This window comes from Streptomyces sp. NPDC090077, assembly GCF_044747545.1.
GTDB lineage: Bacteria > Actinomycetota > Actinomycetes > Streptomycetales > Streptomycetaceae > Streptomyces.
This window is the reverse complement of record NZ_JBIVEG010000006.1, coordinates 252,172-272,477: the sequence shown is the minus strand read 5'-3', so window position 1 is coordinate 272,477 and position 20,306 is coordinate 252,172. Positions and strand designations below refer to the sequence as shown.

Sequence of the window (20,306 nt, the reverse complement as noted above, 5' to 3'; positions counted from 1 at the left end):
CGCCCCTGTCAACTCCTGCGCGTGCAAGGGGTCATTGTGCCGTAAGGAACCCCGCCCAGGCGGACGGACCGAAGGTGAGGTGGGGGAGGGCGGTGTCCTTGGAGTCGCGGACGTGGATCAGGGTGGGGGTGTGCGCTCGGGCCACCTCGACGCAGTCATTGACGTCCCCGCTGTCGCTGTAGCTGCTTTTGAACCACTCCAGCTCTGCCTTGTGGATCATGTCTCTCCCAGCACTTGCTCGATGAATGCGACGGACTCCCGAGGCGTGAGAGCCTGCGATCGGATCATGGCATGGCGGTGCTCCAGGATTCGGAGCTGCCTCGGCTCGGAGACGGGGCGGCCGCGGAACGCCCCCTCCGAGCGCCCTACGGCAGTGCCGTCCGGGAACTTCAGGATCTGGATCAGCCCGCCCATTCCGGCGTGCTCTTCGATGTCGGTGGGCATGATCTGGATCGTCACGTGCCTCAACTCCGCGAGTTTCAACAGGTGCTCGAGCTGAGCTCGCATCACCATTGTCCCCCCGATCCGGCGGCGCAGGGTCACCTCTTCCTGGACGAAGCAGAGGGCGGGTGCCGGAGTACGCTCGAAGATCGACCGGCGTGCCGTCCTGGCGGCCATGCCGCGCTCCACCACCTCCTTCGTCTGCGGCGGCTGCCACATTTCGAAGAGGGCCCTGGCGTAGTCGTCCGTCTGCAACAGGCCGTGGATGTTGTGGCTGCCGTAGGCGGACAGCTCGACCGCCTGGCCTTCCATCTTGACCAGGCTCCTGACTTTCGTCGGATACCGGATCTGCTCCGTGTCCGCCTTCATGGCGGAGACCTTTCCGGCCGCGCCCAGTACCTTGTCTGCCTTGTCCAGGTACTCCGGGCGGGGGATCCGCTTCCCTCCCTCGATCTTGCGGACCATGTCCTCGCCGTATCCGACCTTCGCTCCGAAGTCGGCTGCCCGCATGCCCGCTTCCTCCCGCCACGCCCTCAGCTGACGGCCGAGCGCGGCCAGCACCGCCACTCCCTGTGTGTCTTCCGGGTCGACGTTCCAGCTCGCGTCTTCCGCACCGTCACCGTCCACAGCCATGTGTGCCCCACCTCCGACGGACCGAAATTCCTCAACGCCCCCTGCCCACACGGCTTCCAGGACAGCCCGGACAGCGCCGGACAAGCGCCGGACAAACCCCGGACGCACCGGCGGCAACGCTTCTCACGGTAGCCACGCCGCCCCACGCTGGGTGACGTGACGATTCAAATCTGGTGCTCTGCACATCAGTTCGGCGCCCAGCTGCCCGCCACGCCCCGTGGCGCCCGGCAGGCGCGGCAGCTCGCCGTCGAGAAGCTGCTCGCGTGGGGGATGCCCACGGACGGGCCCGCGCTGATCGTGGCCGAGCTGGCGGCCAATGCCGTGACCCACGGGCGGGTGCCCGGGCGGGACTTCCTGGTGGTGCTCAGCCTGGCGGGCGGGGCGCTGCGGATCGAGGTGGTGGACACCTGCCGGGACCGGATCCCGCTCCTGCGGGACGCGGGCGCGAGCGACGAGGGCGGCAGGGGGCTGGCGGTGGTGGAGGCGTTGGCCGACCGGTGGGGGGTGGAGCAGGGGCCGCCGCCGCGCAAGGCGGTGTGGGCGGAGGTGGACCTGCCTACAGGCGGGACGCCAGCAGGATCGTGACCGGGACCGGGGCCACCGCGATCCAGCCCGTCCAGCGTCCGGCGGCGATCAGGGCCGGGCGTCGGCGGAGCAGCCGGCCGGCGAGGGCGAGCGCCGGGGTGGCCGTCCAGGAGGCGAGTCAGAACACCTTCAGCACGGCCACCGCCTCGGGGTGGGCCTGCTCGGCCATCCCGCCCAGGGCCCCGAAGAGGAAGGCCACCGGGACCAGGGCCAATGCCAGTGCCGTGGCCCAGGCCAGGGCCGTGTCGTTGCTCTCGCGCATGGGTCCAGCCAAGCCGCCGCGCGGGCCTCCCGCCTGCGCCGCCGTACTCAGGATCCGCCGGTCCGCGTACTCATCCGGGACGTGGGCCGCCCGGATCCGGTGACCCTCGACGTCCTTTAAGTACCGGGGTAAAACCACCCCACCCACCCCCCGGCCCCCGCTCTCACTCGGGCGGGTGAACAATGCCAACTCGACTGGTTTTCCGGGTGGTTGCCGGGCATATGCTCGCCGCGACAACTTGCAGACATGAGACGGCCCCCGCCGGGACTGGCATCCCGGGCGAGGGCCTGACCAACGAGGAAGACGCAACTTCCCAATGGCTTTCCAGAACCCTAGCGCGCCCACGCGCGCGGCGTCCCGTGTTCGAGGCGGGACCATCCCATCAGGTGTCATCCACGTCAACGTGCCGCACACCGGCCACTACGTGGTGATCGGCAACCACCTCGCCCAGCACCAGGCCCTCTCCCTGGTGGCCATCGGGCTCGCGGTGCACATCCAGTCGCTGGCCGCCGGGGCCAGGATCGGCATCAAGGAGCTCGCCGCCCGCTTCCCCGAGGGGGAGATCCGGATCGCCGCCGCGCTGCGGGAGCTGGAGGCGGCCGGGTACCTGGAGCGGAGCCGCGTACGGACCTCCGAGGGCAGGCTCGCGACCCGGACGGTGTCCTACAACCGCCCGCGCGGCAGCGTCCCGCCGGAGGACGACCCGCCGCCGCCCCCGCCGGCCGACCGGACCCCCGTACCGGAGCCGGAGGCAGCGGCACCGGCACCCCGCCAGGACGCCGTCGACCTGCTCGCCCGGCTGCGCGGGGACGACCCCCGGCTGCTGCTCGCCGAGCGGGACGTACGGCGGCTCGCGCCCGGGGTGGCCGCCTGGCTGGACCGGGGGGCCGAGCCGGAGGCCGTACGGCACGCGCTGGCCGGGGACCTGCCGCCCGACATGCGCAGTCCGGCGGCGCTGATCGGGTACCGGCTGCGCGAGGGGATCCCGCCGCGGATGCCGGCCGCGCCACCGCCGCACGCCGGGACGGCCGTCCGGCGGCCCGACCCGATGCAGAACTGCGACGGCTGCGAACGCGCCTTCCGGGCCCCCGCCCCGGGCCGCTGCCGCGACTGCCCGCCCGAGGACCCGCTCGCCGCCTAGGCCGCGGCACGCCGTAAAACCAGTGGAGTTGCGGCGTCGGGTGCCGTTACCGTCCTGCCGAACACGTCGTCGAGGCAAGGGCGTTCCGTTGTACACCGTGTGAGACCCCCCGAGTGCTGATTCGTCGCGCGTCGCGCCTGTGCGCCGCGCTCCTTTCTGCTGCGGTCTTCTCACCGGAACTGGTGTACTTCTGTGCTCAATACCTGGGTGGTCGCTCCCACCTGCCTTCCTGCCGTCCTCCGCCGATGCCACGCGTGCGCGTCCGAGCGCTTCCGGGCGAACGGCAAGTTCCGCGTCAACGCCAACCACAAGCTCCTCGACGCCTGGCTCCTCGTGCTCTGCACCCGTTGTGGGGACACGGCGAAGCTCACGGTCCTGGAGCGGGCCCACGTGCGGTCCGTACGGCCCGAACTGCTGGACCGCATGCACGACAACGACCCGGGCCTGGCGGCCGAGCTGCTCCAGGACCCGGTCCTGCGGCGCCGCAACCGCATCGCCCTCGACTGGGACGGCGCCTGGCGCCTCGACACCGGGGGATCGGACCACCTGGACCGGGAGGTCATCGACGTGTCGGTGCGCTTCGCGGCGCGGATCCCGGTCCGGCCGGTGCGGCTGATCTCCGAGGGGTGCGGTCTGCCGCGGGCCGAGGTCGAGCGGCTGATCGCGGACGGGAAGCTCGTCTCGGCGGCCCGGCTGGGCGGGAAGCTCTCCGGGGACTTCGGCTTCTTGCTCAAGCGCTGATCCCCCCGGGAAACGGCTATGGCGAGGAGCTCATGAGCTCCTCGCCATGATCAAGTTATAGCCCGACGGGGGTCTTGCCGCAAGGCCCCCGTCATGCTCCAGAATTCCCGCTCGTAGCCATGACCTGGGGAAACGGGGAGCAGTTGAAGAAGAGCGACGCCATCGACGTGGTCATCGCGGGCGGCGGGCCCACCGGCCTGATGCTGGCCGCCGAGCTGCGGCTCGCCGGGGTGCGGACGGTCGTGCTGGAACGGCTCACCGAGCCCGCCGGGCAGTCCCGCGGACGCGGGATGCAGGTGCGCAGCGTCGAGATGCTGGACCAGCGGGGGCTGCTGGACCGGTTCCTCGCGGTCGGGGAGCCGTACCGGACCGCCGACTTCGGCGGGCTGGTCAAGCTGCGTCCGGAGCTGATGGACACCGCGCACCCGTACGGCCTCGCCACCCCGCAGACCGTCACCGAACGGCTGCTGACCGAGCGGGCCGTGGAGCTGGGTGCCGAGATCCGGCGCGGCTGCGAGGTCGTCGGGCTGGAGCAGGACGCGGACGGGGTGGACGTCGGACTGTCCGACGGGACGCGGCTGCGGGCGCGCTACCTCGTCGGCTGCGACGGGGGCCGCAGCACGGTGCGCAGGCTGCTCGGCGTCGGCTTCCCGGGGGAGCCCGCCAGGACGGAAACGCTGCTGGGGGACGTGGAGTTCGCCGAGGCCGCCGAGACGGTGGCGGCCGTGACGGCGGAGGTGCGCAAGGTCCACGTCCGGTTCGGCACCGTCCCGATGGGGGAGGGCGTGTACCGGGTCATCGTGCCCGCCGACGGGGTGGCGGAGGACCGTACGGCCGGGACGACCCTCGACGAGGTCAAGGAGCAGCTGCGGGCGTACGCGGGCACCGACTTCGGGGTGCACTCGCCGCGCTGGCTGTCCCGGGTCGGCGACGCCACCCGGCAGGCCGAGCGCTACCGGGTCGGGCGGGTGCTGCTGGCCGGCGACGCGGCGCACGTCCACCCGCCGACGGGCGGCCAGGGCCTCAGCCTGGGCGTCCAGGACGCGTTCAACCTCGGCTGGAAGCTCGCCGCCGAGGTGGGCGGCCGGGCCCCGGCCGGGCTGCTCGACACGTACGAGGCCGAACGGCACCCGGTGGGCGCGGCCGTCATCGCCAACACCCGGGCGCAGACGGCGCTGCTGGAGAACACGGCCGGGGCGGTGGCCCTGCGGGAGCTGTTCTCGAAGCTGCTCGACTTCGAGGAGGTCAACCGGTACGTGACCGAGCTGACCTCGGCCGTCGGCGTCCGCTACGACCTCGGCGGCGGCCACGAGCTGGTGGGCCGCCGGATGCGGGACGTCACGCTGGGGACGGGGCGGCGGCTGTACGAGCTGATGCACGCCGGCCGGGGCCTGCTCCTCGACCGGACGGGCGCCCTGTCGGCGGCGGGCTGGGAGGACCGGGTCGACCACGTCACCGACCCGGGCGCGGAGCCGGGTGCCCCCTCCGTGCTGCTGCGCCCGGACGGCTACGTGGCCTGGGCGGGCGGGGACCCGACCGAGCTCCCCGCCCACCTGGCCCGCTGGTTCGGCGGCCCCGTCAGCTGACTCCGTCGTACGCCAGGGAGCGCCACATCCCCTGCGCCCAGGCCAGGGCGTCGGGCTCCTCGTGGGTGCAGAAGATCCCGGCGCCGCTGCCGGAGGGGTGCAGGGTGAACCCGTAGAACTCGTGGCGCGGGCGGCCGCTGTCCTGGGGGGTCAGCCAGAACGCGTACCGCACGCCGCCGTCGGGGAGTTCCTCGCGCAGCCGCTGGGCGGGGCGGGTGTCGGGGGCGCCCGACAGCAGGGCGGTGAGGAAGTCCGACGGGGCGCGGCCGGGGACGTCGTCGCGCTTCAGGCTGACGGCCGCAGTGCGGTCCGGGGCGGTGAAGCGGTCGTATCCGTCGGCGAAACCCGCCGTGAGGCCGGCGTTCCGCACCACCCGCCAGCCGTCGCCGAGGTCGGTGCGCACGTCCACGGGGAGCGGGTGCGGGAAGCGGCTGAGGACCTCGTCGCGGTCCCAGACCTCCGTGACCACGCGGGCGGCCACGGGGTGGCGTACGGCGGTGACGACGGGCAGTTCGTCCGGGTCGGCGACGCGGGTGGCGACCTCGGCGCCGAGCAGGTCGTCGCCCCAGGGCCGGATGTGGTTGGCGAACGTGCCCGTGAAGGAGAAGTCCGCGTAGCCGGGCTCTTCCCACAGCTCGTGGGCCCGCCGCAGGGTGGCGTCGTCCACCTGCACCCAGGCGCCGAGGGCGAGCTCGGTGTCCTGACTCAGCCGGACGGGCAGCAGGCAGCGGATGAAGGAGCCGACCCCGTCCGCGCGGAGCAGGGCGCGCACGCCGAGCCGGTGGAGGGCCTCCCCGGGCAGGCCGACGGCGGCGTCGGGCAGGTTGAAGCCGAAGTCGATGCGGCGCTCGTCGTGGAGCGCGTCGCCGCAGCAGGAGCAGGTGGGGAGGTGCGTCGTCACCCGGGCACCCTACGGGGGGGGCCGGTCGCGGGCCGGGGAGCGGCCCGGTTCGGTGTGGAGTAGCCCCGGGTGCGGGGGTCCGGTGCGGGGCCGAGCCTGGGGGCATGGGTACGGGTACGCGCAGGGTGGTGGTGCAGGCGCCGGACGCGCGCGGTCTGCGCGCGGTCACCGTCGACGGTGAGCCGGCCGGCAGCGCCTGGTCCCCGGCCGATCTGCGCAGGCAGCTGTGCCGCGCCGGGCTGCCGGCGGACACGGACCTGTCGGACCGTTCCCGGGTGAGCTGGCGCGGGGCGGACGCCGCCACCTGGCCGGACCGCGCGGGCCGTCGGCACGCCGTCATGGCCGGGCTGGCGGCCGGGCTGCTGGTGTCGGCGCTCCTCCTCGCCCGGGTGGGGATGGTGGACGCGCTGGGCGCCCTGACCTTCTCGGCGCGGCTGGCCGGGATGCTGTTCGTGCTCGCCGGGGCGGTGCAGGTCGTCGCGGTGGCCGCGGTCCTCGACTTCTGGGGGAAGCGGACGGTTCCGTACGCGGGCGCGGCGGTGCTGGTGGGCGTACTCGTCACGGTGGGGACCGAGGCGCTGCTGCTGGGGGTGTGGTTCCAGGAGCGGGAGTGGACGCCGTACCTGCCGGTGTTCCTCGCGCTGGCGGTGTGGGCGGTGTGGGCGTCGTGGACGGTGTGGCGGGAGCGGGCGTGGCAGGGGATCCCGCATCCGAAGAGCTTCACGGCCGGTGTGGTGGCGACGGCGGTGCTGGCGTCCGCGAACTTCGCCTACTCGGCGGTGTACCAGCCGAGCGCCGCGCTCTTCCACTTCAAGGTGGAGGCGAAGTTCGGGACGCCGAGGAAGGATGCGGAACGCCCCGTCGCCTACCTCCCGGTGAAGCTCCGCGTCACGAACGACGGGGCGGTTTCCGCGTACGTCGTCAACAGCATCTTCTGGGTGTGGGGGCGGGAGGCCCTCTTCGACGCGGCGAAGACGAGGCTGGACCAGGACCTGTGGCGGGTGGAACTGGAGTCGGGGGGAGACACGGAGCTCCACGTGCGGCCCACCGGGTACACGCTCGTCGACACCGGACCGGTCGTGCAGGGGGAGGGCGCCTGGATCGCGCCGGGGACGGACTTCACCTCGGAGCGGGTGGTCCAGGTGCCCACGGACAAGACGTACGACATCGTCATGACCCGCATGTCCATCACCTTCATGCGGGGTGACCGGGGGGTGATCGACAGCGGCTACTACCTCCCGATCCTGTCGTGGAAGGAGAAGCCGGGCAGGTACTTCGACTGCCGTGAGCCGTGCAGCGACCACGTCATCCACTACGGCCGGGTGCGGCACAACAACAACATCGTCAACGTGACGCGCAGGCCCCGCTACCTCACGTCGATCCGGTGGGTGACCGGGACGGAGAGCGGATCGACCTCTCTGATCGCCCCGCTGGACTCCGGGGGACGTCTGTCGAAGGACTACGAGAGCGCCGACCGGTACGGGGTCACGCAGTACGACTCCGGCCTGACGATGCTCCCTTACGCCGAACTCGTGGCGGCCCGTCCGTAGGCGGGCCGCCGGCTCTGCGTTTGTCACGGTCCTGACACAAGGGCGAGTTGAATGTGTTCAAAACCGGGGGGTGCGGGCCTACGCTGGCGGCTCCGCAACAGGGGAGGGACCCGATGTCCGAGAACGCAGACGGCGCCGCCGAGCAGGCGAGAGCGGGCGACCCCGCGCAGGGCCTGCCGGGCGGCGGGGCTCCGGTTCCGCCGGGCGGCGCGGGGGCGGGGGCGGCGCCCGCCGGCCCGGCTCCGGCTGCGGCCGCGGGGCCGGCTCCGCAGCCCGCGCACGATCCGTGGGCCGTCCGGGCGCCGGGGGCCGGTCCGGCTCCGGGTACGGGGCCGGCTCCGGGTACGGGTCCGGGTCCGGCTCCGGGTACGGGTCCGGTTCCCGGGGCGCAGCCCGGCCAGGCGGCGCCGCCGCCCGGCCAGGGGCCCGTTCCGCCGCCCGGTCCGCCGCCCGTCGCGCCCGGGCTGCCCAGGCACGATCCGGCCGCCTGGCACCTCTGGCAGATGCAGCAGTTCCAGCTGCGCCAGGAGGCGGCCCGCAAGGAGGCCGCCGCGCGGGCCGCGAACTCGATGTGGCGCCGGATACGGCCCGCCGAGGCCGCGCCGGTCCACACCGTCACCCTCGTCGCGGTGCTCGCGGCCGGACTCGCCACCGCCGTCGCCCTCGGGGACGGCATGGGCCCCGGACTGCTGCTCGCGGTACTGCCCGCCGTGGTGGCCGCGTACGCCGCCGCCCGCGCGGCCGGGCGCAAGGCCCGCCCCTGGAGCCTGCTCTGGGCGGCCGGCTGCCTGGCCCTGCTCGCGGTCCCGGCGCTGCGGGACTCCGCCTGGCCCTCCACGCTGGCCATCCTGGCCGCCGTGCTGCTCGCCGCCCTGGCCCTGCACGGCACCAGCCGCTGGCCTGGCGTACTGCTCGCCCCGCTCGGCTTCCTCGACAGCGCGGTCAGCGGCGTCGGCTGGGCCTGGGCGGGCGTACGGGCGCGCGGTGGCGGTGCGGGCCGCGAGCGCTGGGCGTCCGTGGTCAAGGCGACGCTGGTGGCGGTGGTCCTGCTGTTCGTCTTCGGGGCCCTGTTCGCCTCCGCCGACGCGGCCTTCGCGGACCTGCTCGGCGACCTGCTGCCCGACGTCTCCGTCGGAGAGGGGCCGTTCCGGTTCCTGCTCTTCCTGCTCGGCGCGGTCCTGGCGCTCGCCGCCGCCCGCACGGCCGCGGCCCCGCACCGCTGGGACCAGGTCGAGTCCAAGCAGTGGAAGGCGCGTTCCCGGGTGGAGTGGAGCCTGCCCCTGATCGTCCTGAACCTGCTGTTCGCCGGGTTCAACGCGGTCCAGCTGGCCGTGCTGTTCGGCGGCTACGACAAGGTCCTGGAGAGCACCGGCCTCACGTACGCCGAATACGCGCGCCAGGGCTTCTGGCAGCTCCTGTGGGCCACCCTCTTCGTCCTCGCGGTCATCGCCTTCGCGCTGCGCTGGGCGCCGCGCGGCGGGACCGGGGACCGGCGCCTGGTCCGCTCGGTCCTGGGGACGCTGTGCCTGCTGACCCTGGTGGTCGTCGCCTCGGCGGTGCGCCGCATGGACCTGTACGTGGACGCGTACGGCCTGACGCGGCTGCGCCTGTCGGTCGTCACCATGGAACTGTGGCTGGGCCTGGTCATCGTGCTGCTGATGGCGGCTGGGATCGCGGGCGGCCGCTGGCTGGCCCGTGCGGTGGTCGGCAGCGCGGCGGCGGCGGTGCTGGCCTTCGGGCTGGCCTCGCCGGACGGGATCATCGCCGAGTACAACGTGAACCGCTACGAGCAGGACGACAAGCTGGACCTCGCCTACCTCCGCGACCTGTCGTCGGATGCCGCCCCCTACCTGGACCGCCTGCCCGAACCCCGGCGCTCCTGCGCCCTGATGGAGATCGAAGCCACCCTGCGCGACGCGGCGGACGCCCCCTGGTACGCGACGAGCCTGGGCGAACACCGCGCCCGGCAGATCCTGCGGGAGCGCCCGGTGACGGCGACGGTCGCGGAATGCAGCCGGCTGGGCGCGTTCGCGAGCCGGGAGGAGTAGCGGAACGGGCGGGGGCCGAGGACACAACTGTGTCGACTCCGGGACGAAGCGGTCGTGGGCATGCCATCATGACGGCCCGCCAGCCCGCTTCGCCCCAGGAGTAACCCCACCGTGCGGATATCCCGGCACCTCGCTCCCCTCGCCGTCCTCTGCGTCCTCGCCCTCACCGGCTGCGGCGCCGGCACCCAGACCGACCCGAAGGCCAACGCGGCGACGACGTCGTCCCCTTCACCCTCCCCCACCCCCACCGCCACCACCTCCCCTTCCCCGACGCCCACTCCGCCGCCCGCACCCCGGTCCATGCCCGACCTGGCGGGCCGCACCGCGCAGGCGTCGCGGGAGGCGCTCGGGGCCCTGTCCGTGTCGGCCACCCGCATCACCATCACGGCCCTGCACACGGACGTCGTCCTGCCGGACGCCCACGACACCTGGTACGTGTGCACCACCACCCCCAAGGCGGGCGACCCCCTCCCGGCCACGGCCGACGTCACCCTCAACCTGGCGGCCAAGCAGGCGGACTGCTCGGTGAGCCACCACGGCTACCTGGACCAGAAGAACGACCCGGCCTACACCCCGCCCCCGGCCCCGGCCGCGACGAAGACCAAGCCCGCAACGACCGGCGGCGGCAGCACCGGTGGCGGTGGTGGCGGCATGACCACCTGCCCCGACGGCAAGAGCGGCTACGCCTGCACCTCCAACGGCCACCCGGTGGTGGACGGCCAGTTCTGCCCGAACGCCGACCGCGGCCGCACGGCCCGCGCCACGAACGGCACCACGGTCACCTGCTCCTACGACCCGAGCATCAAGCCGTACCGCTGGCAGTAGGGGTCTCGGGCCAGCCCCTGGCGAGCGCCCTGGCGGCGGCGTCGCGGACATCGGGGGCCTGGTCCTCCATCAGTCGCAGGACGATGTCCCGCGCCGCCGGATCGCCGGGGTGGCCCCATGCGAGGGCGTTCGCGACCCGGCGGCGGACGCCCTCGTCCGGGTCGGCGGCCAGCAGGATGACGATGTCCAGGGCGTCCCGCCCGCCGCCCCGGCGATGCCCCAGAGCGAGGGCAACGTTCTCGCGGACTTCGGTGTGCCGGTCTGTGGCCAGCCCTCGTAGCGCTTTCCTGGCCAGGGGATTCCCCAGCCATCCCCGTGCGACCCCGAAGACCGTCCTCGCCCGGACGTCTCCTTCCGCGTCGCAGGCCAGCCGCAGCACGGCCTCCAGAGCGGCGGGTTCCCCCGCCCAGCCGATGGACAGTGCGCCGGCCACGCCCGAGCGGACGGCCGGGTCCACGTCGTTCGACAGCGCGAGCACTGCCCTGAAGACCATGGGGTCGGCCTTCCACCCGCGGGCCAGGGCCCAGGCCGCGTGCGAGCGACCCGGTGCCTGCTCATCATGGGCGAGCCGCAGAAAGGCCTTCCGGACATCGAGGTCACCGGGCCAGCCCTCCGCGAGGGTCCGCGCGGCCGGCCAACGGACCTCCTCGTCCGGGTCACCGAGTAGCCCGATGACGGTGTCGCGGGCCTGCTCGTCGCCCCTCCATCCTTCGGCGAGAGCGGTGACGACCTCCTTGCGGACAGAGGCCAGTCCATCGCCGGACAGCCCTACCAGGGCTTCCCGGGCCACGTAATCGCCGGGCCAGCCCTTTGCGAGTGCCGTGGTCATGTACTGGCGGACGACCGCCGAATCGTCGGAAGCCAGGTGTACTACGGCCTTCAGTGCCTCGGGGTCACCAGCCCAGCCGTTGGCCAGTCCGGCGGCCACCCGGGTGCGGATCTCCGCGCTCTCATCGTTCGTGAGTCTCAGGAGGGCTTCCCGGGCCATCGGGTCACCGGGCCATCCTGCCGCGACTTCGTCCACAGCGCTTCTTCGGATGCGGGGATCGGGGTCGCCGGTCAGTCGCATGATGGTGCCCCGGGCGTTCTGGTCGCCGCGCCACCCTTCCTGGAGGGCAAGGAGGACAGCGAAGCGGACGCCGTCGTGCGGGTCGTGGGCCAGCCTTTGCAAGGCTTCCAGGGCTGCGCGGTCCCCCGGCCAGAGCTGGGGCAACTGGTTGATGGCGCTGCTGCGCACCTGCGCGTCGGGGTCGTGGGCCAGGCGGATGACCGCCTGCCGGGCGGCGTCACTGTGGCCCCAGTGGGACACGAGCTCCCACAGGGCACTGCGACGGGCACTGGGGTCGGCCAAGCGGGTCGAGGCCAGGAGGACCGCGAGTTCAGCGTCCGGGTCGAGGAAGTCCTCCGTGCCGGAGAGGGCCTGGCGCAGCTCCCGACTCTTCTCCTCCTCGCGGGTGTTGACCTCGTGCGCCTTCGTCAGGGCGGCGGCGATGTCCTCAAGGGCGTGTTGCGCGAACAGGTCGGACGGGGGCACCGGGCGGAGAGAGTCGCCGGGGTCCGGTTGGGGGACGGTGAGTTCCGAGACGTCGGGGTGCTGGGCGAGGCGTTGGAGGTCGGCGCGGGCGCGGGACCAGAGCTGTTCCAGGGTGATCCTGCGGGCGAGGACGCGGTCCGCCTCCTGCTGCGCCGTCGACTGGTAGCCCTCCGCCCGGCGGGTCTCGTCGTGGACCCGGGTGAGTTCGTGCGCGTCTGTGGTCCGTAGGGCGCGGAGATCGTTCCCGGCGATGATCTCGCGCAGCGCGCCGGTGATCTGGAACAGCGTCAGGAGCAGCAACTCCGCGTCGCGCAGGGCGTAGCGCAGGCGGATCTCGGTGCCGGCGGCCGAGGCCAGGTCGCGTTCGGCACGCGCCAGGTCCCGTTGGGCGAGGGCCAGGTCCCGCTGGTGGCGGAGGTCGGCGGTGTCGTCCTGCGGCGGGGCCGCTGTCGCGCGGAGCAGGGAGCGGGCCTCGTCACAGCGGCGCTCGTGCTCCTGTGGGGTGAGACCGGCGGCCTTGTTGGTGATGCGCAGGAACTGGATGGTGAAGGGGACCGGAGGCCTGGGCTTCGTCTGGGCGCTGTAGAGGCGGTCGATGTGGGACTTCGAGTACGCCATCTCGCCGATGCGGCGGCCAGGGTTCCGCAGGGCCGCTTCGGCGAAGGCCTGCTCGATCTCGCGCGGGCCCATGCCGGCCTCTGCGGCCTGGGCCCGCAGGAAGGCCCCGTACCGCTGCCAGGCCTCGGTGTCGGACCGCATGTTCCTCCTGCGCTGGTCGTCCCTGGAGCGGATCGGTTCGTCCCCGGTGGTCTGGGGACGTCCAGGTCAGTGGCTCCGGCCGTCCCTGGGCGTCCCTGACCGGGTGGGGACCGGGTGCGGACGGGCGATGGTCTCCTCGGGTCCCGGTTCCGGGGCCGTCGGGTGAAGGAGGGGCGTATGTCCGCTGTGCAGGAGCTGTTGCTCGCCGCCGTGCCGGAGGCGGTCGGTGGGGTGGTGGCCGCCGTTGTCGTCGGGGTGGGCGCCTGGGTGTGGCGGCGGGTGGCCGGGAAGGGTCAGGCGCGGGAGTAGGAGCCGATGCCGACCAGGCAGTAGACGTACTGGTTGATGACGCTTCCGTTGAGGGTGTACTGGTACGAGAAGCCGTACTCGGTACGGGGGTTCGCGTCGCAGCGGCTCATGTCGCTGGTGCCGGGGAAGCGCTGGATGACCCGGTAGTGGGCGTCGGTGGCCGAGCAGGAGACCTCCTTGACGCCGTACACCGTCTGCGCGGTGGTGGAGTCCGGGAGCTGGCCGTTGAGGCAGGTGCCCGTCTGGAAGGGGCTGGGGGCCGCCTCGGTGGTCGGGGCGGGGGCCGGGGCCGCGTCGTACGTGGGCGGGGTGTAGGTGGGTGGGGTGTACGTCGGCGGGGTGTACGGGGTGTACGGGGTGTACGTCGGTGAGGCCGTGGGGGAGGAGGACGCCGTGGTGGTGGAGTCGTCGTCGGAGTTGGCCACGACGAGGCTGATGACCACCGCCGCCACCGCTAACGCCACCAGGCAGCCGAGCGCCCCGCTCTTGCCCGACGGGGCCGGCGGGGCCGGAGTCGGGGGCGGGGTCGGCGGCCCGGACACGCGTATGCGGAGCAGGACTTCAGTGTCGCCCACCCGGGCCCGGACGAGGTCGCCGTTGCGGGCCGGGGGTATGCGCAGGCGCTGGGTGCCGGTCGGCAGGTTGAGGGGGATGACCACGCCCGCGGAGGCCTGGGCGGGGGTGAGCGTCAGCTCGATTTCCTGGGACGGCGACACCGGCTGCTCCTAGGGGTGGGGACGGACCCACGGGGGGATTCTGCCCGGTGCGGGCCCGCTGACGCAGGGGTTCCGGGCATGAGGGGCGGGCGTGTGGGTGCCGTCGACGGGGTGTGGAGCCGGCGGGGAGATGGTGTACGAGGGGTGGTCCCGGGCGCGGGGGCGTGCGTAGATTACCGGCGGTAACAGTGGGCTGCCGAGGGGAACGCCGTGGACGTGGGCAGGGGTGCGGGCGTGGGTGCGGGCGAGGGCGCGGGTGGGCCGGAGCCCGTCGAGCCCGTCAAGACGACGGTCGGCGGGGTGGTGCGCGAGGTGTCCGTGCCGCCGCTCGTGCCGCCGGCCACCAGCGGATCCCTCGGGGACATACCGTTCCGGAACGCCCGCGAGGCCCCCCGGGAGGCCGTGCTCGCCCGCAAGGGGCCCGACGGCGCCTGGCGCGACGTCACCGCCGCCGAGTTCGCGCGCGAGGTGCTCGCCGTCGCCAAGGGGCTGATCGCCGAGGGGCTCGCGGAGGGCGACCGGCTGGCCATCATGGCCCGGACCACCTACGAGTGGACCCTGCTCGACTTCGCCGGATGGGCCGCGGGCCTGGTGACCGTGCCCATCTACCCGACCTCCTCCGCCCTCCAGGCCCGCTGGATCATCCACGACTCCGGGGCCGTGGCCTGCGCCGTCGAGGACACCGTCCAGGCCCGGCTGATCAGCGCCGAACGCGCCAACCTCCCCGGCCTCGCGCACCTGTGGGAGTTCGACACGGGCGCGCTCGCCCGGCTCGTCAAGGCCGGGGAACACCTGCCCGACGCGATCGTCCACGCGCGCCGGGCCGCCCGTACGCCCGAATCCGTCGCCACCCTCGTCTACACCTCCGGCACCACCGGCACGCCCAAGGGCTGCGTGCTCACCCACGGCAACTTCCACGCCGAGGTGGACAACGCCGTGGAGCTGCTGCACCCGGTGTTCAGGTCGGTCAGCAAGGACCCCGCCTCCACCCTGCTGTTCCTGCCGCTCTCGCACGTCTTCGGCCGGATGGTCGCCGTCGGCTGCCTGCGCGCCCGGGTCAAGCTGGGGCACGCGCCGAGCATCGCCACTGAGGAACTGCTCGCCGACCTCGCCGGCTTCCGGCCGACCTTCCTGCTCGCCATCCCCTACGTCCTGGAGAAGGTCTACAACACCGCCCGCGCCACCGCCGAGAAGATGGGCCGGGCCTCCTCCTTCGACCGGGCCGCGCGGATCGCCCGGCGGTACGGGGAGGTGGTGGAGGGGAAACGGCCCGGTATGGGGCTGCGGGCCGCCCGCGCCCTGTACGACCCGCTCGTCTACCGCCGCATCCGGGCCGCCCTCGGGGGCCGCGTCCGCTACGTCCTCAGCGGCGGCTCCCCCCTCGGACGGCGCCTCGCCGCCTTCTACACCGGCGCGGGCATCGACGTCTTCGAGGGCTACGGGCTGACGGAGACCACCGCGGCCTCGACCGTCACCCCGCCCCTGCGCCCCCGGCTCGGCACCGTCGGCTGGCCGCTGCCGGGGACGGCCGTGCGCATCGCCGACGACGGGGAGGTGCTGCTGCGCGGCCGGCACGTCTTCGCCGGGTACTGGAACACCTCCGCCCACCCGCCGGGGGAGTGGCTGGCCACCGGCGACATCGGCGAGCTCGACGCCGACGGCTACCTGACCATCACCGGCCGCAAGAAGGACCTGATCATCACCTCCGGCGGCAAGAACGTCGCCCCCGCCCCCCTGGAGGACTGGCTGCGCGCCCACCCCCTGGTCGGCCAGTGCCTGGTGATCGGCGACAACCGCCCCTACGTCGCGGCCCTCGTCACCCTGGAGCCGGACGGCCTCGCCCACTGGCGGCAGATGCACAAGAAGCAGGGCGTGCCCGTCCGCGAGCTGGTCACCGACCCGGAGCTGCTGGCCGAGCTCCAGCGGGCGGTGGACGAGGCGAACAAGCTGGTGTCGCGGGCCGAGTCCATCCGCCGCTTCACCGTCCTGCCGGGGGAGTTCAGCGAGGCCCGCGGCCACCTGACCCCCTCCCTGAAGCTGAAGCGCGCCGCCATCGCCCGGGACTACGCGAGCGAGATCGACACCCTGTACCGGGCGCCCCGCACCCCCTGACCCGGGCGGCCCGTCCCGAGGGGCGCGGGCGCCGGGCCGCGCATATGGTGAGCTGGGCCGACCGGTCCGGGGGGCGACCCGAGGAGGGCGCATGCCCCGTCGTCCCCGCCACCGCACCACCACCGCGACGGCCTGCGCGGTGGTACTGGCCGGCTCCCTCACGGCCGCCCCCGCCGCCCCCGCGGGACCGGCCCCCGAGCCGGCCGCCACGGCCACCGCCGCGCCCATACGCTGGGGGGACTGCCCCCTCGCCCGCGTGCCCGCCGCGATGCGGTGCGCGGAGGTGACCGTCCCCCTCGACTACGCGGACCCCGCCAAGGGCACCACCCGGGTGGCCGTGGCCCGCATCCCCGCCACCGCCCCCGGCCGCAGGCCCCTCGGCTCCCTGCTGCTGAACTTCGGCGGCCCCGGCGGCCCCGGGATCGCCTCCCTGGCCGCCGACCCCAAGCTCTTCGCGAAGCTCGGCGAACGCCACGACCTCGTCGCCTTCGACCCCCGCGGCGTCGGCCTCAGCACCCCCGTCTCCTGCGGCGGCTCCCAGGAGACCGGCGACGACGTGCCGGGCGACGCCGCCTCGCAGCTGGCCGCCCTCCGCGCCGTCGCGCAGCGGTGCGCCCTGCACTCCGGGCCCGTGCTCCCGTACATCGGCACCGTCAACGTCTCCCGCGACATGGACCGCATCCGCCAGGCCCTCGGCGACGACAAGCTCGACTACCTCGGCTTCTCCTACGGCACCCGGCTCGGCGCCGTCTACGCCGCCCAGTTCCCCCACCGGACCGGCCGGATGGTCCTCGACGGGGTCGACACCCTCACCGAACCCCTCACCGAACAGGCCCTCGTCTCCGCCCGCGGCCAGCAGCGGGCGCTGGAGAACTTCCTCACCTGGTGCGCCCACCGGACCGGCTGCGTCTACGGCACCAACACCCGCACCGCCCGCGAGAAGGTGGAGGCCCTCGTCGAACGGCTCGACGAACGCCCCCTGGTCGGCGACGACGGCTCCCACTTCACCGGCCAGGACGCGGTCGGGGCCATCGGCGCCGCCCTGTACTCCACCAGCCTGTGGCCCGACCTCGCCGAGGCCCTCGCCCGCGTGGAGCGCGACCGCGACCCCGTCCCGCTGATGGAACTCGGCGGCCCGCCCGACGCACCGCCCGACGACGGCCCCGCCAGGATCCCCGAGGACAACGCCGAAGCCGCCCTCACCGCCGTCAACTGCGCCGACGACCCCGACCGGAGCAACGACAAGGCCGGCCCGGATCAAGTCGAGAAGGAGATCCGCGACCTGCGGGACGAGTTCCGCCGGGCCTCCCCCGTCTTCGGGCCGGGCCAGCTGATGACCGTGCTCTCCTGCTACGGCCGCCCCGCCGGCACCGACTTCATCCGCCGCATCGACCGGCCGGGCGCACCCCGGATGCTCCTCGTCGGCACCCGCGGGGACCCGGCGACCCCGTACGAGTGGACCGAGGAGACCGCCCGCCGGCTCGGCTCGGCGGTGGTCATCGACCACAAGGGCGACGGGCACACCGGCTACGCCTCCTCCGCCTGCGTGCGCGGGTACGCCGACGACTTCCTGACCTACGGCAAGCTGCCGGGCGGCACGCGCTCCTGCCCCGCCGGGGAGTGAACCGGCGGGGCAGGGCGCCGTCAGCAGTCGGGGCGGGTGGCACGGCCCGCGAAGCGGTCCGCGAGCCAGTTCGCGACCGCCGGGGCGTGCGTGATGACCCCGCTGACGTGCTCACCCAGCACGATCGTGTCGAACTGGACGTCGGCGCCCCGCGCGCACCACTCCGAGCGCAGCTGCCGCCCCACCCCGTACGGGATCAGCTCGTCGCCGAGCGCGTGGTACTGGAGCACGGGCGCGGCCGGGGCGGTGCGGCCCAGCCGGCTCTGGTTCAGGCGGGCCTGCCAGTCGGGCCGGGCCAGCGGGTCCCGGGTGGTCAGGTCGGAGATCCGCTTGAAGGAGCCGGCGATCGCGTCGACCGCCACGCAGTTCTCCTTCATCCCCGCCACCAGCGCGCGGCCCGCCGGGTTCAGGTACGAGTCCAGGGCCAGCTCGGGGAAGGCCGCGTCCTGCCCGGCCGCCGCCATGAAGACCAGCCCGGATCCGTAGGAGCCGTTGTTGAAGGCGGCCACCTTCAGCAGGTCGGCGGGGACCCCGCCGGTCGCCGTCCCCTTCACCTTCAGCTCGGGGGCGTACGAGCCCTGCAGCTCGGCGGCCCAGCTGCTGGCCTGCCCGCCCTGGGAGTAGCCGACGATCCCGACCGGCGTGTCCGCGGACAGCCCGGTCCCGGGCAGCCGGATCGCTGCGCGGGCGGCGTCGAGCATCGCGTGGCCCGCCGAGGGGCCCACCGTGTAGGTGTGGACGCCGGGGGTGCCGAGGCCCTCGTAGTCGGTGACGACCACGGCCCAGCCGCGCTGCGTGTACTGCTGGATGAGGTTGGCCTCCATGGCGGTGCCGTTCGGGAGGTTGTTGCTCGGCGCGCAGGAGTCGCCCAGCCCCACCGTCCCGACGGCGTACGTGATCAGCGGGCGCGGGCCGGTGCGGCCGTCCTGCGGGACGATGACGGTGCCCGAGACCACGTTCGGGGCGCCGTCGGCGGTGGTCGAGCGGTAGTGCACCTTCCAGGCCCGGGTGCCGGTGGGCTGGCCGGGCAGCGGGTGGAAGGCGGAGGGGGCGCCGGCGACGACGTCGCCGGGGCGGCCCTCGGCGGCCTCCCCGGCGGCGGTGGCGGCGGGTGCGGAGGCCGAGAACACCAGCGCGGTCAGGGCGGCCGTGGCGGCCGTGGCGGTGCTGCGCAGACGCATGGGGATCTCCCGACGGGCGTGGGGGTGGGGGCAGGTGAGGCGAAGGTAGCGACCGACCGGTCGGCACGTCGCTGACCGGAAAGCTCACCTTTCCTGACCGGGCCACCCACCGCGGCCGCGCCGCGCCGCGCCGGGCCGCCGCCGCTCAGCCCCAGGTCTCGCCCGCCACCGGGCCGGGCCCAGGTGGCGGGCGGCGACGGCGGCCGGGGGCGGGGCCACCGGGTATCGGTGCGAGCCGGGGCCGCGGCCGGGTCCGCGCACTCACCGCCCCCGGGCCCCCCGCTACCCGCCCGAGGCGATCCGGTACGCCCCCGGCGTCGTCCCCGTCCAGCGGCGGAACGCGCGGTGGAAGGCGGTGTCCTCCGAGAAGCCCAGCCGGGCGGCGAGTTCCGCGATCGGCTCCCCGCCCTCGGCCAGCCCCGCGATCGCCGCGTCCCGCCGCACCTCGTCCTTGAGCTGCTGGAAGGAGGTCCCCTCCTGCCGCAGCCGGCGCCGCAGCGTCGCCGGGGACACCGCCAGCCGCGCCGCCACCTCCCCGAGTTCGGGCAGCCGCGGCGAGCCGCGCAGCCGCCGCGTCAGGGTCCGGCGCACCTGCTCGGCGACCGTGGTCCCGTACTCGGGGCGCGACAGCAGGTCGAAGGGGGCCCGGCGGAGCATCGCGTCGAGCGCGGCCTCGTCCCGCACCAGCGGCGCGGTCAGCCAGCGCGCGTCGAAGACGGCCTCCGTCCGCCCGGCCCCGAACCGCACCGGGCAGCCGAAGAGGCCGTCGTACTCGTCCCGGTGCGCCGGCGGGGGGTACGCGAACGCGGCCTGCGCCAGCGGGATCCGCCGTCCGACGAGCCAGCTGCACAGCCGGTGCCAGATCGCGAGGACGCACTCGGTCAGGAACTGCTCCTCGTCCCCGTCGAAGTCGTTGCGCACCGTGAACCGGGCCTGCCCGCCCCCGGTTTCCAGGGCCAGCTCCGGCCCGCCCGGGAACAGCCCGTAGAACGCCGCCGCCCGCTCCACCGCCGCGCCCAGGTCCCGGCAGCCCAGGCAGGCGTGGCACATCATCGCGAAGGTGCCCGGCCGGCTCGGCACGGCGGACAGCCCGAGGAACTCGTCCTGGGTGGTGCGGTACAGGGCCCGGAAGAGCCGCGCGAACTGCGCGGGCGTGATCCGCGCCCGGTCGTCGCCGAGCAGCAGCGGCGGGACCTGCGCCTCCTGGAGCAGCGGCACCAGGTCGATGCCGGCGCGCCGCGCCCCCGCCAGCAGGGCCCGCACGTGGTGCACGGTGACCGTCCGCCTCCCCATGGCTTCGAAGGTAGCCCCGATGAGCGCTGCGGTCAGCGGGGCTGACGCGTCCGGTCATGCCGGGC

The 20,306-nt window shown here is 74.1% G+C and carries 18 protein-coding genes; 10 read left to right on the top strand and 8 right to left on the bottom strand.

Annotation, left to right across the window (positions count from 1 at the left end; all coding sequences use genetic code 11):
- Positions 1-31: 31 nt before the first annotated feature.
- Positions 32-220 (bottom strand): DUF397 domain-containing protein, encoded by a 189-nt coding sequence (locus ACIPW5_RS13665; RefSeq protein WP_401244245.1) that lies wholly within the window; start codon positions 218-220, stop codon positions 32-34.
- On the bottom strand, positions 217-1,074 hold the full coding sequence (locus ACIPW5_RS13660) for a helix-turn-helix transcriptional regulator (protein ID WP_401244243.1): 858 nt from the start codon (positions 1,072-1,074) through the stop codon (positions 217-219). Before ACIPW5_RS13660 ends, ACIPW5_RS13665 begins: the two co-directional genes overlap by 4 nt.
- A 156-nt stretch (positions 1,075-1,230) precedes the next feature.
- Here ACIPW5_RS13660 and ACIPW5_RS13655 point away from each other — a divergent pair, with 156 nt between their 5' ends.
- Positions 1,231-1,659: an ATP-binding protein gene (locus ACIPW5_RS13655; protein ID WP_401244241.1), complete on the top strand. Its 429-nt coding sequence runs from the start codon at positions 1,231-1,233 to the stop codon at positions 1,657-1,659.
- Between the two features lie 118 nt (positions 1,660-1,777).
- Here the strand turns inward: ACIPW5_RS13655 and ACIPW5_RS13650 are convergent, their stop codons facing one another.
- Positions 1,778-1,921, bottom strand: a complete 144-nt coding sequence (locus ACIPW5_RS13650; protein WP_401244240.1) for a hypothetical protein — start codon at positions 1,919-1,921, stop codon at positions 1,778-1,780.
- A gap of 316 nt (positions 1,922-2,237) precedes the next feature.
- Between ACIPW5_RS13650 and ACIPW5_RS13645 the strand changes: the two genes are divergently transcribed.
- The 3 genes from ACIPW5_RS13645 (at position 2,238) to ACIPW5_RS13635 (ending at position 5,389) form a co-directional block, all read left to right on the top strand.
- On the top strand, positions 2,238-3,062 hold the full coding sequence (locus ACIPW5_RS13645; protein ID WP_401244239.1) for a helix-turn-helix domain-containing protein: 825 nt from the start codon (positions 2,238-2,240) through the stop codon (positions 3,060-3,062).
- A 192-nt stretch (positions 3,063-3,254) separates the two neighbouring features.
- Positions 3,255-3,803 (top strand): DUF1062 domain-containing protein, encoded by a 549-nt coding sequence (locus ACIPW5_RS13640; protein WP_401244237.1) that lies wholly within the window; start codon positions 3,255-3,257, stop codon positions 3,801-3,803.
- Positions 3,804-3,922: 119 nt separating this feature from the next.
- On the top strand, positions 3,923-5,389 hold the full coding sequence (locus ACIPW5_RS13635) for an FAD-dependent monooxygenase (RefSeq protein ID WP_401244235.1): 1,467 nt from the start codon (positions 3,923-3,925) through the stop codon (positions 5,387-5,389).
- Here ACIPW5_RS13635 and ACIPW5_RS13630 read toward each other — a convergent pair.
- Positions 5,382-6,290 carry a DUF2199 domain-containing protein gene (locus ACIPW5_RS13630; protein ID WP_401244233.1) on the bottom strand — a complete coding sequence of 303 codons (909 nt, stop codon included), beginning with the start codon at positions 6,288-6,290 and terminating at the stop codon, positions 5,382-5,384. The genes ACIPW5_RS13635 and ACIPW5_RS13630 overlap by 8 nt on opposite strands.
- A 104-nt stretch (positions 6,291-6,394) precedes the next feature.
- Here ACIPW5_RS13630 and ACIPW5_RS13625 point away from each other — a divergent pair, with 104 nt between their 5' ends.
- The 3 genes from ACIPW5_RS13625 to ACIPW5_RS13615 all read left to right on the top strand — a co-directional run bounded on the left by ACIPW5_RS13625 (position 6,395) and on the right by ACIPW5_RS13615 (position 10,713).
- Positions 6,395-7,840, top strand: coding sequence for a hypothetical protein (locus ACIPW5_RS13625; RefSeq protein WP_401244231.1), 1,446 nt, complete (start codon positions 6,395-6,397; stop codon positions 7,838-7,840).
- 113 nt (positions 7,841-7,953) lie between these two features.
- The gene (locus ACIPW5_RS13620) at positions 7,954-9,888 is read left to right on the top strand and encodes a DUF4173 domain-containing protein (RefSeq protein WP_401244229.1); all 1,935 of its coding nucleotides are present in this window, start codon (positions 7,954-7,956) and stop codon (positions 9,886-9,888) included.
- A gap of 111 nt (positions 9,889-9,999) precedes the next feature.
- Entirely contained in the window at positions 10,000-10,713 is a 714-nt protein-coding gene (locus ACIPW5_RS13615; protein WP_401244228.1) for a hypothetical protein, read from the top strand.
- On the opposite strand, the gene ACIPW5_RS13610 is transcribed toward ACIPW5_RS13615, so the two are convergent.
- The gene (locus ACIPW5_RS13610; RefSeq protein ID WP_401244226.1) at positions 10,691-13,006 is read right to left on the bottom strand and encodes a HEAT repeat domain-containing protein; all 2,316 of its coding nucleotides are present in this window, start codon (positions 13,004-13,006) and stop codon (positions 10,691-10,693) included. The genes ACIPW5_RS13615 and ACIPW5_RS13610 overlap by 23 nt on opposite strands.
- Before the next feature lie 177 nt (positions 13,007-13,183).
- Between ACIPW5_RS13610 and ACIPW5_RS13605 the strand changes: the two genes are divergently transcribed.
- Positions 13,184-13,315 carry a hypothetical protein gene (locus tag ACIPW5_RS13605; RefSeq protein ID WP_401244225.1) on the top strand — a complete coding sequence of 44 codons (132 nt, stop codon included), beginning with the start codon at positions 13,184-13,186 and terminating at the stop codon, positions 13,313-13,315.
- On the opposite strand, the gene ACIPW5_RS13600 is transcribed toward ACIPW5_RS13605, so the two are convergent.
- Positions 13,300-14,031 (bottom strand): hypothetical protein, encoded by a 732-nt coding sequence (locus ACIPW5_RS13600; RefSeq protein ID WP_401244223.1) that lies wholly within the window; start codon positions 14,029-14,031, stop codon positions 13,300-13,302. The genes ACIPW5_RS13605 and ACIPW5_RS13600 overlap by 16 nt on opposite strands.
- A 216-nt stretch (positions 14,032-14,247) precedes the next feature.
- On the opposite strand from ACIPW5_RS13600, the gene ACIPW5_RS13595 reads away from it, so the two are divergent.
- A complete protein-coding gene (locus ACIPW5_RS13595; RefSeq protein ID WP_401244393.1) occupies positions 14,248-16,143 on the top strand; it encodes an AMP-dependent synthetase/ligase in 1,896 nt (631 codons plus the stop codon).
- 91 nt (positions 16,144-16,234) lie between these two features.
- Positions 16,235-17,767: an alpha/beta hydrolase gene (locus ACIPW5_RS13590; protein WP_401244221.1), complete on the top strand. Its 1,533-nt coding sequence runs from the start codon at positions 16,235-16,237 to the stop codon at positions 17,765-17,767.
- A gap of 20 nt (positions 17,768-17,787) precedes the next feature.
- On the opposite strand, the gene ACIPW5_RS13585 is transcribed toward ACIPW5_RS13590, so the two are convergent.
- Positions 17,788-18,948, bottom strand: coding sequence for a lipase family protein (locus ACIPW5_RS13585; protein ID WP_401244219.1), 1,161 nt, complete (start codon positions 18,946-18,948; stop codon positions 17,788-17,790).
- A gap of 282 nt (positions 18,949-19,230) precedes the next feature.
- The gene (locus tag ACIPW5_RS13580) at positions 19,231-20,241 is read right to left on the bottom strand and encodes an AraC family transcriptional regulator (protein ID WP_401244218.1); all 1,011 of its coding nucleotides are present in this window, start codon (positions 20,239-20,241) and stop codon (positions 19,231-19,233) included.
- Positions 20,242-20,306: the final 65 nt, after the last annotated feature.

What these genes read in the sequence shown, in the direction of transcription:
- ACIPW5_RS13665 (WP_401244245.1), bottom strand. Translation starts at nt 220, where the DNA reads ATGATCCACAAGGCAGAGCTGGAGTGGTTCAAAAGCAGCTACAGCGAC.
- ACIPW5_RS13660 (WP_401244243.1), bottom strand. Translation starts at nt 1,074, where the DNA reads ATGGCTGTGGACGGTGACGGTGCGGAAGACGCGAGCTGGAACGTCGAC.
- ACIPW5_RS13650 (WP_401244240.1), bottom strand. Translation starts at nt 1,921, where the DNA reads ATGCGCGAGAGCAACGACACGGCCCTGGCCTGGGCCACGGCACTGGCA.
- ACIPW5_RS13645 (WP_401244239.1), top strand. Translation starts at nt 2,238, where the DNA reads ATGGCTTTCCAGAACCCTAGCGCGCCCACGCGCGCGGCGTCCCGTGTT.
- ACIPW5_RS13635 (WP_401244235.1), top strand. Translation starts at nt 3,923, where the DNA reads ATGACCTGGGGAAACGGGGAGCAGTTGAAGAAGAGCGACGCCATCGAC.
- ACIPW5_RS13625 (WP_401244231.1), top strand. Translation starts at nt 6,395, where the DNA reads ATGGGTACGGGTACGCGCAGGGTGGTGGTGCAGGCGCCGGACGCGCGC.
- ACIPW5_RS13620 (WP_401244229.1), top strand. Translation starts at nt 7,954, where the DNA reads ATGTCCGAGAACGCAGACGGCGCCGCCGAGCAGGCGAGAGCGGGCGAC.
- ACIPW5_RS13610 (WP_401244226.1), bottom strand. Translation starts at nt 13,006, where the DNA reads ATGCGGTCCGACACCGAGGCCTGGCAGCGGTACGGGGCCTTCCTGCGG.
- ACIPW5_RS13605 (WP_401244225.1), top strand. Translation starts at nt 13,184, where the DNA reads ATGTCCGCTGTGCAGGAGCTGTTGCTCGCCGCCGTGCCGGAGGCGGTC.
- ACIPW5_RS13590 (WP_401244221.1), top strand. Translation starts at nt 16,235, where the DNA reads ATGCCCCGTCGTCCCCGCCACCGCACCACCACCGCGACGGCCTGCGCG.
- ACIPW5_RS13585 (WP_401244219.1), bottom strand. Translation starts at nt 18,948, where the DNA reads ATGCGTCTGCGCAGCACCGCCACGGCCGCCACGGCCGCCCTGACCGCG.
- ACIPW5_RS13580 (WP_401244218.1), bottom strand. Translation starts at nt 20,241, where the DNA reads ATGGGGAGGCGGACGGTCACCGTGCACCACGTGCGGGCCCTGCTGGCG.